This window comes from uncultured Alteromonas sp. (assembly GCF_963976965.1).
GTDB lineage: Bacteria > Pseudomonadota > Gammaproteobacteria > Enterobacterales > Alteromonadaceae > Alteromonas > Alteromonas naphthalenivorans.
In genome coordinates this window covers 18741-28286 of sequence record NZ_CAXBMP010000033.1, presented here as the reverse complement: position 1 = coordinate 28286, position 9546 = coordinate 18741, and the positions used below count along the sequence as shown (strand labels likewise).

General features: G+C 43.0%; 22 protein-coding genes. 3 read left to right on the top strand and 19 right to left on the bottom strand.

All coding sequences use genetic code 11. The features are described 5' to 3' along the window. The first annotated feature begins 111 nt into the window (after positions 1–111). From AAC006_RS18480 to AAC006_RS18470, 3 genes are read left to right on the top strand one after another with little or no spacing between them, the layout of a single operon-like run. The gene (locus tag AAC006_RS18480; protein WP_339892178.1) at positions 112–318 is read left to right on the top strand and encodes a DUF551 domain-containing protein; all 207 of its coding nucleotides are present in this window, start codon (positions 112–114) and stop codon (positions 316–318) included. Then, positions 315–596, top strand: a complete 282-nt coding sequence (locus AAC006_RS18475; RefSeq protein WP_339892176.1) for a hypothetical protein — start codon at positions 315–317, stop codon at positions 594–596. The genes AAC006_RS18480 and AAC006_RS18475 overlap by 4 nt, the downstream gene beginning before the upstream one ends. After that, positions 593–781, top strand: coding sequence for a hypothetical protein (locus tag AAC006_RS18470; protein ID WP_339892174.1), 189 nt, complete (start codon positions 593–595; stop codon positions 779–781). Before AAC006_RS18475 ends, AAC006_RS18470 begins: the two co-directional genes overlap by 4 nt. Before the next feature lie 153 nt (positions 782–934). Here AAC006_RS18470 and AAC006_RS18465 read toward each other — a convergent pair whose 3' ends face one another. The 19 genes from AAC006_RS18465 to AAC006_RS18375 form a co-directional block, all read right to left on the bottom strand. Beyond that, complete coding sequence (locus AAC006_RS18465) at positions 935–1447, bottom strand: hypothetical protein (RefSeq protein ID WP_339892173.1); 513 nt, start codon at positions 1445–1447, stop codon at positions 935–937. An 8-nt stretch (positions 1448–1455) separates the two neighbouring features. Then, a complete protein-coding gene (locus tag AAC006_RS18460) occupies positions 1456–1722 on the bottom strand; it encodes a hypothetical protein (RefSeq protein WP_339892171.1) in 267 nt (88 codons plus the stop codon). Positions 1723–1768: 46 nt separating this feature from the next. Beyond that, positions 1769–1966 (bottom strand): hypothetical protein, encoded by a 198-nt coding sequence (locus AAC006_RS18455; RefSeq protein WP_339892169.1) that lies wholly within the window; start codon positions 1964–1966, stop codon positions 1769–1771. Then, positions 1963–2688, bottom strand: a complete 726-nt coding sequence (locus AAC006_RS18450; protein WP_339892167.1) for a LamG-like jellyroll fold domain-containing protein — start codon at positions 2686–2688, stop codon at positions 1963–1965. Before AAC006_RS18450 ends, AAC006_RS18455 begins: the two co-directional genes overlap by 4 nt. 2 nt (positions 2689–2690) lie before the next feature. Further along, a complete protein-coding gene (locus tag AAC006_RS18445) occupies positions 2691–3050 on the bottom strand; it encodes a hypothetical protein (RefSeq protein WP_339892165.1) in 360 nt (119 codons plus the stop codon). A gap of 83 nt (positions 3051–3133) precedes the next feature. Beyond that, a complete protein-coding gene (locus AAC006_RS18440; protein WP_339892164.1) occupies positions 3134–3397 on the bottom strand; it encodes a hypothetical protein in 264 nt (87 codons plus the stop codon). 49 nt (positions 3398–3446) lie between these two features. Beyond that, positions 3447–4457 (bottom strand): major capsid protein, encoded by a 1011-nt coding sequence (locus tag AAC006_RS18435; protein WP_339892162.1) that lies wholly within the window; start codon positions 4455–4457, stop codon positions 3447–3449. A gap of 11 nt (positions 4458–4468) precedes the next feature. Continuing rightward, the gene (locus AAC006_RS18430; protein WP_339892161.1) at positions 4469–4909 is read right to left on the bottom strand and encodes a hypothetical protein; all 441 of its coding nucleotides are present in this window, start codon (positions 4907–4909) and stop codon (positions 4469–4471) included. Further along, positions 4909–5973, bottom strand: coding sequence for a DUF2213 domain-containing protein (locus AAC006_RS18425; RefSeq protein ID WP_339892159.1), 1065 nt, complete (start codon positions 5971–5973; stop codon positions 4909–4911). The genes AAC006_RS18430 and AAC006_RS18425 overlap by 1 nt, the downstream gene beginning before the upstream one ends. A 168-nt stretch (positions 5974–6141) precedes the next feature. Next, entirely contained in the window at positions 6142–6522 is a 381-nt protein-coding gene (locus tag AAC006_RS18420) for a hypothetical protein (protein WP_339892158.1), read from the bottom strand. Then, the gene (locus AAC006_RS18415; protein WP_339892157.1) at positions 6519–6728 is read right to left on the bottom strand and encodes a hypothetical protein; all 210 of its coding nucleotides are present in this window, start codon (positions 6726–6728) and stop codon (positions 6519–6521) included. Before AAC006_RS18415 ends, AAC006_RS18420 begins: the two co-directional genes overlap by 4 nt. A gap of 10 nt (positions 6729–6738) precedes the next feature. Beyond that, a complete protein-coding gene (locus AAC006_RS18410; RefSeq protein ID WP_339892155.1) occupies positions 6739–7005 on the bottom strand; it encodes a hypothetical protein in 267 nt (88 codons plus the stop codon). Between the two features lie 49 nt (positions 7006–7054). Continuing rightward, positions 7055–7336 (bottom strand): hypothetical protein, encoded by a 282-nt coding sequence (locus tag AAC006_RS18405; RefSeq protein WP_339892153.1) that lies wholly within the window; start codon positions 7334–7336, stop codon positions 7055–7057. Next, complete coding sequence (locus AAC006_RS18400) at positions 7324–7749, bottom strand: hypothetical protein (protein WP_339892151.1); 426 nt, start codon at positions 7747–7749, stop codon at positions 7324–7326. The genes AAC006_RS18405 and AAC006_RS18400 overlap by 13 nt, the downstream gene beginning before the upstream one ends. Continuing rightward, a complete protein-coding gene (locus tag AAC006_RS18395) occupies positions 7746–8057 on the bottom strand; it encodes a hypothetical protein (protein WP_339892150.1) in 312 nt (103 codons plus the stop codon). Before AAC006_RS18395 ends, AAC006_RS18400 begins: the two co-directional genes overlap by 4 nt. Continuing rightward, positions 8054–8260: a hypothetical protein gene (locus tag AAC006_RS18390; protein WP_339892149.1), complete on the bottom strand. Its 207-nt coding sequence runs from the start codon at positions 8258–8260 to the stop codon at positions 8054–8056. Before AAC006_RS18390 ends, AAC006_RS18395 begins: the two co-directional genes overlap by 4 nt. Then, positions 8260–8508 (bottom strand): hypothetical protein, encoded by a 249-nt coding sequence (locus AAC006_RS18385; RefSeq protein WP_339892148.1) that lies wholly within the window; start codon positions 8506–8508, stop codon positions 8260–8262. Before AAC006_RS18385 ends, AAC006_RS18390 begins: the two co-directional genes overlap by 1 nt. Positions 8509–8520: 12 nt before the next feature. After that, entirely contained in the window at positions 8521–8805 is a 285-nt protein-coding gene (locus tag AAC006_RS18380; RefSeq protein ID WP_339892146.1) for a hypothetical protein, read from the bottom strand. Between the two features lie 165 nt (positions 8806–8970). Then, positions 8971–9528, bottom strand: coding sequence for a hypothetical protein (locus tag AAC006_RS18375; protein ID WP_339892144.1), 558 nt, complete (start codon positions 9526–9528; stop codon positions 8971–8973). Positions 9529–9546: the final 18 nt, after the last annotated feature.

Below are 9546 nucleotides of genomic sequence, written 5' to 3'. Positions count from 1 at the left end.
CATGTGGCACGATTATTGCTGTAAATTAAATCTATTCTAAATGCTTTGGTGGGTATTGACAATGTAAAAGAATCGCGTATTGTGGTTTGAAATTGATTAGGAGATGAAATAATGAGTAATTGGATTAGTGTTGAGGGTGAGCTTCCAGAAGAAGGAAGGTATATATTTAATACGAAAAGAGATGGGGTGATTATTAGCTTTCTTTCTGGTTATTGTTCAAAGTATAAAAAACCAGAAGTTTCACTAAATGGAAAGGGTTGTCAAATAACCCACTGGATGCCACTACCTGAGCCGCCAAAAGATAAGGACAGTAAATGAACCACTTCTCAGAAGAAATGCCCTATGCGATTTATTCAGAAGCCGAACTTAAGCAAAAACGCGAAGTAGCGGAATCTTTGCCTGATAAAATGGCTGAGTATCTTGCGAAAGGTGGCGGCATCTATACAGCTGTACACGGTGAAACCCACGACAAGTATGTGATGAGTCACTGCGCAACACCAAACAATAAAAAATCAGATAAGAAGGTTCGCGTTGAAATATCAATTAATGCTGAATCATCAGAACGATTTGCACGACTAAGGGAGATGAAGAAATGACATACAAAGACCAATTCACACCGCAAACAGAGGATTTTCTAGGGCCGATATTTTTAGAAGGTATTTGCGACAATCCGCAGTGCATTGAGGATATAGAGGCCATTGGCAATACTGCCGCACTGTATGACCTCTATTTTGCAAAGGATGGCGTTATTTGCGGTGCTCCGAAGAATTCGCCCAGTTAAAAGAACCCGTCACAACTCCAACGGCCACAGATAGGGCGCTAAATACTGTAGCGTCCAAGTCTAAGCCGCAAGCGGTGCCTGAGGCATACATCAAACCAATGCCCATCAAGCAGCTCAACGACTGCTTAAGCGCCTTTACTTTTCTATCCCCAATCATTCAACTTCCCATTCGTATTTTAAAATGCCTTTCGGCGGATTATTGCCACCCGGTATCTGATCAATAACAACATAAGCCACAGTTGGCGGGAATCCCCGAACGCTGGAAACTTCACCTGACACTGTAGAAGACTGATTACTTGAGCCAATCGTTTTTAGATAAATAATATCGGTCAGTGTAGCACCAGTTAAATCAAGCGTACCGCCAGCCGATACAGTCATGCCACTATCAATGCCAGTCGGTATGCCGATTTTATTATTAACTCTAGACTGAGCAATAGGCGTAAAAGTGCCGCCCTCAGTGCCGCCAATGAATACACGATAGCGCAACCAGCCCTCGTATACTGTTTGGCTAGCCATGGTTAAGTCAAGGTTTTTAGTTATTGCAAATTTCAACACAACTGGAAGCGTAGACACAGAGAAATCGTAAAATACACGAAAGCGCCGCCCATCATTGTACGCTGTCGAGTCGCCCTTGAATGGCCTGTGTGCTAGCGGGAAAGTTGCCATATTAATCCTTAATTCATTATATAAAGGAAAGTTCCTTTGTATTCATCTTGTGCTACTGGGCGCTTAAATAGGCTGTCGTAGACCATTTTATTCTTTACTAGCGCAGCGTGGGCGGTTCCATCATGCAATAAAACATACCAGACATCGCCGCCTATTTGCTTCTGCAGACTTAGGCTGAAATCTTCACAATCGCCAGAAAACGGTTGGTCAATTCGGTCGTACACCTTCCACTCGTCAGCTATGTCTGCCTGATAACTAAAATTCCATAAAGCCAATCGGTGCGCCTCCTCATCAAGCGACAAAGAGACGCACCCAGTAAGGCTAAATATCAGTATCAGCAGGCGCATTAGCTGCCAAGCACTCTCTGACTTCATCTAGCGATAGACTCAGCAGGTTATGCTCACACGCTGTTATGTAGCGTATTAGATAGCCTGTAACGCCTTTATACGTCACTGGCATTCCAATGTGATGCGGTCTTAGTTCGCACGCTTCTGATACGATTGAATGTGTTTTTATCATGCTGTCACCAATATTTGATCAACTGAATCCCAAGGCGGAACCGACAATCCATTGCCTTTCCAGTCCCCATTAGCCTGCTTATCAAACAATCCCCAGTCTGAAGCGTTGCCGTTTATTATTGTGCCGTTTTGACCATTAGCTTTGTCGCGGATTGTGTCCGAATTATCATCAAGCGGATAGTCTCGAACCAGTGTGCCGTTGTCGTAGATTTTTAGGTTTGCTAGGATGCCTGAAAACTCTCTACCTAGAGACGCTCTTTTTTGTAGGGTGTTAACCTTTGCCCCGTTATATGTAGTCCATTGTGACCCTGTTGTTACAGCGCCATCAATAGATATGGAGGGGATTCCGCCGACAAGAGATATTAATACTTTATGCAACTTCCCATCATTCCATCCCGCAGAAGACACGAGTGTGGGCTGTAAGTCACCTGTTGCATTAAAGTTAAATACCCTTATAGAGCCGTTAGATTGAATGTCACAACCTAGCTCATTTGGCTGGGAAGAGTTACTGAATACTGTCTGAAAGTCCACTGTCGAACTTGTTAGGATATCAAACTCAATAACAAAATCCCCAGTAAGTGTAACCTCTGGAATAGTCGCGTAATCAGTCGTGCCTTCGTTTCGGCGGAAGTAGCGCTTAGTAGGCCATAAAATAGGAGGCCCGCTTTTTAAGGGCGGGTATCTCCTGAATTTCATCTGCTCAATAGTGGGTAATTTAGCCATAATTAAAAGCTCGTGATTTTAACGATTGCAGTAGTAGCGCCAACAACGCTGTCTAGTGTCACTTTAAACGCTCGAAGAGGGCCGCCAACGGTGGGGCGAACTCTTGAAGAATCATTCACATCAGCAGCATTAAAAAAGCCGTCTTGAACTTCGTCATAATATGGGTCGCGGAATTGTGACGCTTGAAAACGAACAGTACCAGCAGTTGGCTGCACGTCATCACCTGAGCCATCTTTAAATCGAATAGCAATGTGATGCTCTTTAACTTCCCCAGACATATTCAACAGTTCGGCAGTATCAACGCCACCAGTAATTGTGATGAACTTATTGTCACCTTCGAATACAAATCTTTCTATAGACATTTTAAAACCTCGTTAATTTCCTACATTATAGCCATAAAAAAAGGCGCTATAAAGCACCTTTTAATAAGTTGGCACGATTAATGCTATGCCTTTTTCGAAGGGGTTGAGCCTTCTAGTTTCTTTTCGCTTAACTCAGGCTCTTTCTTTTCAGAATCATCTGATTCTTCAGATTTAGGTTCTGGCTTTGTTTTAGGTTCTGGCTTATTAGCAACCTTCAGAATCTCAACAAGATTTACATACTTTGCCGGAATTTGATCGCCGTTATCACCAACTCCGTCAACCTTAATTACATCGCCAGCTTTCTTGCCTTCGATTTTTTTACTTTTAACTAATAATGAAAGTTTCATTTTCTTCTCCAGATTATAATTGGGGCGCTATGTAAGCCGCCCCGCTTGGTTAGATAGAGCTAACTGCAATACCACACTCATCGTTAGCAGTGAACTTAATTTCTAAGCTCGCAGCTGCCAATGTGCGGAAATTGTAGTCGTCTTCAGGGTTAGCACGGAACTGAGAACGAGTAGTGATCGGCATACCAGACAATACCTGAACGGTACGCTTGTCCTTGATCACAGCGATTAACTGAGAGGCCAATACCTTAGACGCGCCTTCTACTTCACGAACGCCAGCCATGCCCAAAACTACATCAGCAATGGTTTTGCCGTCTGAGTTGGTAGGTGATGCTAAGGTGTTAGACGCGTAGAACCAATCATCATCATTCACAAAGATAGTTGCAGGAGCCTTGAAGTTGTCACCGCGCAATAGCTGAACAGTCGCTTTAACTTCTGCCTGCCATTGTGAAGCAGTAGCGCCAGAAAGAGCTTGACCAGTCGTACGAGTGTTGCGCTTAGGGTGGGTACGCAAACCGTACAATGGAGAACCATTCACTACAATGCGAGTATCACCATCTAGTGCCAAGTCTTCTAAAGCGTTAGCCACTTTATCAACCGCGTTCATAGATGCAGCAGAGTCAAGCTGTACGCCTTCAGTCTGAGCAGCCATCACTTCACGCCAGCCAAAACCGAACGAGCTGTCGATGATTGGAACCGGTGTGCCGTGGTAATCCATTACAGGTTGGTCAAGTTTCGCAGATGATTTACCATCAAGCGAAATGTTTACCGAGCCAGAATCTGAAACAGTCTGGAAGTGGTGCATGATCTTGCCAATCGGCAGCGGCATGGTATTTTGTGCAAGAGTGCTAAATACTGTTAGCACTTCACGGCCAACTTCTAGCGCGTCTTTATCCCAAACACCCCAGGCATCACGAGGAATCGGAGTAGCATTGCCCTCCATGACTTCGCCGCCATGATTAGCCAGCATAATTTCATGCTGCTTTGCGTGAGCGTTGCGCAGTTTTACTACGTGCTCTTTTTGGGCCTTAGAACCCATTTTATTTACTGTAAAAGTCATTTCTAATTCCTTTAAACGGTGTAAGGTGCAGCGATAACCACATCAGCCAAATCACCAGCTGATAATGTAGCGCCTGCTTGATCGAAGTAAGCAACAACTAAATCACCACTTGCAGCAGCAGCTAAACGACCAGCAGCGCCAGCGGTTAGTTTTTGTCCGAACGTGTAAGTTCCAGCGGCTAATTCAACCTGATATTCCTGTTCTGGCTGAATGCGATAGCCTTGAGCAGTATCACCTGAAGCAATAGCGGTATCAATATCACCACCAAGAAAGCCAAGGTTATCCAGAATGAACAAACGAGCGCCAGTTGCAGGGGTAGCAGCAACATTCGTCGCAGCCGTAAAAGTAGTGCCGTCATAAGTCACCAACGTTGCAGGCTGGTATGCTCCAGCTGTTACGCCTGTTACTGTTTTTGGTTGGTCATCAATCTGACCGCGATATACTTTAGACATTATTTATCACCTTCTAGGTCGTCAACTGAGAAATAAGCATCAGAAGCAGGTTCGCCGCCTGAGTTAACCTGGGCAATTGTTTTGCCTTTAGCTAATAGGGATTTAAGACCTTCAACTTCCATGCCTTGCAACATGTTAGCTTCCATGCCTAACTTTTCGGTAACGTCAGCGACTAGCTTAGACTTTTCAGCTTCAGCGTTAGCAGTCACGCCTTTTTTTAGCTCGGCAATTTCTGCTTTGGCGTCGGCAAGTTCTTTTTCAAGAGGGCTTAACTTGTCTTTCATCTTGCCCTCCATTTCATCCGCATTGGCAGCAATCAGCGCCTTTACTTCTTCTTCATTCATTTCTAAAACCTCATGAGATTTAAAATTTGGCACGTTTTGTGCTTGTGGGTTATTGTAACCTACTGGGATGCTGTTTGCCAATAAGTCAAGAATCTTTTTACCCCAAGTTGGGATTTCCTCTTTTTCTGGCTCGTTGTGATTAACCACAAACTGAGTTTTCTCAGCATTAGTCCACATGCCAACGCCTTGGTCGGGGGTCGCTGCGCCGCAGTTTTGGAGAAGAATTGCGCAATGATCAAACGTCATATTGCGTGCAATCCATGTGTAATCCTTTCCCTTGCTATTCCCTACGGCCTGCTCTTTTTGCAGCATCAAGCCAGTTGAAATATGAATAGGATCTTTACTTTGTAAGCGGTCGATAAATTCTTGGCCGCGTGGATGCGCTAATGCTTGAGCCTTATTAACAACAACATCGGATTCAACAACACCGTTTTTATAAGAAACATTCTTATTTATAGCGCCGACATAGAACTTCTGTAAGCCGTCGCCGTTGGATGCGCTGATAAAATTACCGTCAGCATCAACAGGATGATCAAGTGGTGCTGGAGTTCCTTCTAGGCTGGCGTAAGACTTGGCGATTTCGTCAGCAGGATATAGGCCGCCATTCATAACAACGTCATCAACTACGGGCGTAGTGCTGCGGATAGTGATAGTTTCACCATCGTCTTGTATGCGGTCAGAATTGACCTGTGTGACGAAAGATAAGTTTTGTGTTTTCATTCTATTGCTCTAATGTGGCATGATAATTGCTATTATAGAGCTAGTGTGATTGATAGGCAAATTGTAGGCATAAAAAAACCGCTAAGCAGTTGTTAAACTGATAGCGGCCGTGTTAAGAACTACTCCGTACAAAATGAAGAGGGCGTAGCCGTGTTGGATTAGATTGTACTATTCATTAGGCTCAAACTCCACATGAATATGTGTCTTGTGTTGGATTACTTCAAACTTGCCAGAATCTAAATACGAGCTAGTATGATTTAAGTGGAACTCAAGCTTATCAGCAGCCTCATCCCCCCCGTCATCAAAATAACGAGTACGAAAGTCTAGCGCCAATCCCATGGGATGCAGCGAGCCAGCAGAGTGTATTAATTGAAAAGCCTTTGGGTGTCCTTCGCCATTTGGTAAGAACTCAGGGTAAACCGATTCGGCACCAGCGGTAATAACGCACTCTTGCCCCAAGTCTTTCCATACCCAATCAGCCCAGCGCATCGCATGACGCATAATTGGCTGTAGGCCGTCTAGTTTTACTGTTTCGTCTTTAACTATCATACAAACAACACCTCAAATTTCTTACCGTAAAAATATAAATCACCGTTCACTGACCACTCAAACGGCGCATGTATTGCCATGTGTGCGGCTTGCTCAACTATCACAAGCGCATCATCCGTTATCTCATCACCGACTACACGCTCGCATTCGTCTATTAATTCACGCGCGGCGGTGGTTTCCATGATGAATAGTTCTTCGTCTGTCATTTCCTCATCCTTATACAAAGCAAGCCAGACAACCTTCGTCCGACATCCAATTTAACTTAGCGAGCATTAGTGCATCATCGCTTGTTAATCCTGAACTTATTATATCCTCAACAGATACTGAATATATAACATCATGGCCAGCTCCTGTAATACCTTTGCTTGGGATGTATTTATTTATTATTTTAAGACCTTCAAAGACCTCGCATCCAACATCGCCAATAAGCGAACCTGCTATATCGTCATCCTCAAAAAGGCTCTCTAGTTCTTCTTCTGTCATCGGTAAATCCTTATCCTGCTAAGTTTAACGTAATCAATCTTACCTACATTCATCGCAACAACTCCTTTAATGCATCATTCTGCGTCTTGTGAAATATCATCCAGCTTTGCAGGTTGCGTATCTGCTCATCATCAAAGCAGACCGCGCCTGTTACGCCAGCCATCGGCATATCACCTTCATAGTCGTCTAGCAGGGCGCCAGGGACGTTTGGCAGCGTAATCACTGGAACATTAATAGTCTTATATCTAATGCGCTCAGAGCAGCCAGCAATGCCGACCAGTAATGCGAGCGCTATTAATACAAAGACCATTTCTAGTTTTAGGCGGACCATAATGTCTTATTCGTGCTCTTCTCAAGCTCTTCATTCCATGAGTAGGCAAAAAGAACCAGATCACGCTCACATAGAACCTCTTTTAGGTTCATGACCAAAGACATTGAAGTTACCCATTTTGCCTTCTTAATGTCATGCTTGTCATCAAAGTATCCTAACTCCCCGCCACATAGCTTTTCTTTATCACAAAGTAGATCGCTAACTTCCTTATTTGTGTCATATAAGAACATGCAAAAAGTACCAAGCCTTTTTGCTAAGCCAATCGATCTTAAGAAGTAGTAGAAATCAATGGTAATCTTATTTCTAAAGCTTTTCTTTAGTTCAATCTCTCGCTCTTTGATGCTTTTCTCGTAAGCGTAATAGTTACTTATAGCCTTTCTAAGAACCAGTATATCAACGTTTGCACTAATCATTTTAACTCTCCTTCAACCCACAAATTAAACTCACCAGCGCTCTTTGCTGGCTTGTCAATGTATTTAATAATCGGCTTAACTTTCGCCAGTGCCGATTCGACTTCTACTTTACAGTCTTTTGCGATTAATGCAACGGTATCGCTGCATTCTTTGGCCGCTGGAATTGCTGTTTTGGCATCGGATAGCTTTTGCTTCAATTCAGAATTCTCAGTCGTCACAATTAACAGCGACATCATGCTAGTGAATAGCAGGACTGTTAATAGCGTTACCAGCGGGAATTGCTGTAGTAGCTTTAGAATTCTAGTCATTTTTTACCACCTTCAATACAAATCAGAACTGGAGAGTTAGCAATGTCGCCCTCCTCAATCATTATTGACGTGCGGGCATCTTCCTGCTTGTTGTAGATGCTTTCTAATGTGTCACGGTTAAGCAGTTTATTGAACGCATCATAGCGCCCAGTGCGTACCGTATGACCATTATCAGCATCAACGTAGTGAATAGTAGCAATCATTATGCAATCGCCTTGCTGTAATTAAAATAAAACATCTGAGCCTTTCTTGCCAGAATGTCGACAATTTCAACGAACGGTAAAGCCTGCATTGCCTCTAGATCAACATCACCCACCCAAGTTCCATTCATTTGGATTTCAGCCTGCTTGAATGTGCCATTGTCGGTGGAATCAACAAGATTAGCGCACGCCGCCATATTGTGATTTTGATTTAAGATCGTCTCAATTGTTTGAATTAGTACTTTGTTCATGATCTCTCTCCTTTAATTTAAGCGCTGATAAATATGAAATACAAGCTCACTATTGCTTAGCATCACTGAATACAAGTACTTTCTATTAATCCCCATATCAACTTTTATTTCTTGACCTGTGCAAAATATTTCGAACTGGTAATCTGCCATTTCATTATCTGTATCAACCTCAGCCCATATACATATATTTTCATTCTGATTTCCAGCATGAAAAAACTTTGCTCCTTTTGGTGCTGAAATAGCGCAAACATTTGAAAAGTTCTTATTTGCTAAATTGTACTTATATACCGTTTTCATTTTCTCTCTCCTCATTGGTTTAACTTAACAATAGACTAATCAAATCTACTGTCAATGATTCGTGTGTAATTAACACGATTATTTTTTTTGGTGCGGCGCTTGTGGTCTTCGTTGACCAGTGCGCCACCGACCATAATTATGCAGGCTAAGATTAGGAATAGTTTGTTATTCATTGTCTGCCACCTTTGGTGCGGCACACCCTGCATCAAACATATTCTTGATAAACATTAATACTTCTGGGTCATCTTTTTCCAGTAGCGTACCTTCTGTATACCAGGATACTGTTTCAATAAACTCCTCAAGGTCTTTCTCTTGCTGGGTTTTCAGGGGGCGGAATAACACTCTATTTAGAATAAATGCCGCCTCTCTGCCGTCACGAAAAGTAATGATGCATTTTTCTTTCCCGTAAAAATCCACAGCGCCTTTATTCCAACACAGCGCATCGCATACCTTCGCAATCTCGCACTCAACCCCAACAGGCGGCAACCCTTCGCCATTCCACTCTTGCTGTGCTTCTGGTAGTTCGAATAGATTTCTGACCGACAATGGCCACACATCAGATATTTCATACCATTCAGGATTCTCAGCATCAACACTGAAAACGTATTCTAATCCATCGACTACTTTGCAAAAATGATTCATATAAGATGATGACTTTTCAACAAAATGCGTTGCACCTTCTGGAACCTTATAACCTTTGTATTCTTTAACGTATTTTTTCATTTCTCTCTCCTTAATTAA

Excerpts from the sequence above, each read along its gene's own strand:
- AAC006_RS18480 (WP_339892178.1), top strand. The coding sequence starts at position 112 with ATGAGTAATTGGATTAGTGTTGAGGGTGAGCTTCCAGAAGAAGGAAGG.
- AAC006_RS18475 (WP_339892176.1), top strand. The coding sequence starts at position 315 with ATGAACCACTTCTCAGAAGAAATGCCCTATGCGATTTATTCAGAAGCC.
- AAC006_RS18470 (WP_339892174.1), top strand. The coding sequence starts at position 593 with ATGACATACAAAGACCAATTCACACCGCAAACAGAGGATTTTCTAGGG.
- AAC006_RS18465 (WP_339892173.1), bottom strand. The coding sequence starts at position 1,447 with ATGGCAACTTTCCCGCTAGCACACAGGCCATTCAAGGGCGACTCGACA.
- AAC006_RS18455 (WP_339892169.1), bottom strand. The coding sequence starts at position 1,966 with ATGATAAAAACACATTCAATCGTATCAGAAGCGTGCGAACTAAGACCG.
- AAC006_RS18450 (WP_339892167.1), bottom strand. The coding sequence starts at position 2,688 with ATGGCTAAATTACCCACTATTGAGCAGATGAAATTCAGGAGATACCCG.
- AAC006_RS18445 (WP_339892165.1), bottom strand. The coding sequence starts at position 3,050 with ATGTCTATAGAAAGATTTGTATTCGAAGGTGACAATAAGTTCATCACA.
- AAC006_RS18440 (WP_339892164.1), bottom strand. The coding sequence starts at position 3,397 with ATGAAACTTTCATTATTAGTTAAAAGTAAAAAAATCGAAGGCAAGAAA.
- AAC006_RS18435 (WP_339892162.1), bottom strand. The coding sequence starts at position 4,457 with ATGACTTTTACAGTAAATAAAATGGGTTCTAAGGCCCAAAAAGAGCAC.
- AAC006_RS18430 (WP_339892161.1), bottom strand. The coding sequence starts at position 4,909 with ATGTCTAAAGTATATCGCGGTCAGATTGATGACCAACCAAAAACAGTA.
- AAC006_RS18425 (WP_339892159.1), bottom strand. The coding sequence starts at position 5,973 with ATGAAAACACAAAACTTATCTTTCGTCACACAGGTCAATTCTGACCGC.
- AAC006_RS18420 (WP_339892158.1), bottom strand. The coding sequence starts at position 6,522 with ATGATAGTTAAAGACGAAACAGTAAAACTAGACGGCCTACAGCCAATT.
- AAC006_RS18415 (WP_339892157.1), bottom strand. The coding sequence starts at position 6,728 with ATGACAGACGAAGAACTATTCATCATGGAAACCACCGCCGCGCGTGAA.
- AAC006_RS18410 (WP_339892155.1), bottom strand. The coding sequence starts at position 7,005 with ATGACAGAAGAAGAACTAGAGAGCCTTTTTGAGGATGACGATATAGCA.
- AAC006_RS18405 (WP_339892153.1), bottom strand. The coding sequence starts at position 7,336 with ATGGTCCGCCTAAAACTAGAAATGGTCTTTGTATTAATAGCGCTCGCA.
- AAC006_RS18400 (WP_339892151.1), bottom strand. The coding sequence starts at position 7,749 with ATGATTAGTGCAAACGTTGATATACTGGTTCTTAGAAAGGCTATAAGT.
- AAC006_RS18395 (WP_339892150.1), bottom strand. The coding sequence starts at position 8,057 with ATGACTAGAATTCTAAAGCTACTACAGCAATTCCCGCTGGTAACGCTA.
- AAC006_RS18390 (WP_339892149.1), bottom strand. The coding sequence starts at position 8,260 with ATGATTGCTACTATTCACTACGTTGATGCTGATAATGGTCATACGGTA.
- AAC006_RS18385 (WP_339892148.1), bottom strand. The coding sequence starts at position 8,508 with ATGAACAAAGTACTAATTCAAACAATTGAGACGATCTTAAATCAAAAT.
- AAC006_RS18380 (WP_339892146.1), bottom strand. The coding sequence starts at position 8,805 with ATGAAAACGGTATATAAGTACAATTTAGCAAATAAGAACTTTTCAAAT.
- AAC006_RS18375 (WP_339892144.1), bottom strand. The coding sequence starts at position 9,528 with ATGAAAAAATACGTTAAAGAATACAAAGGTTATAAGGTTCCAGAAGGT.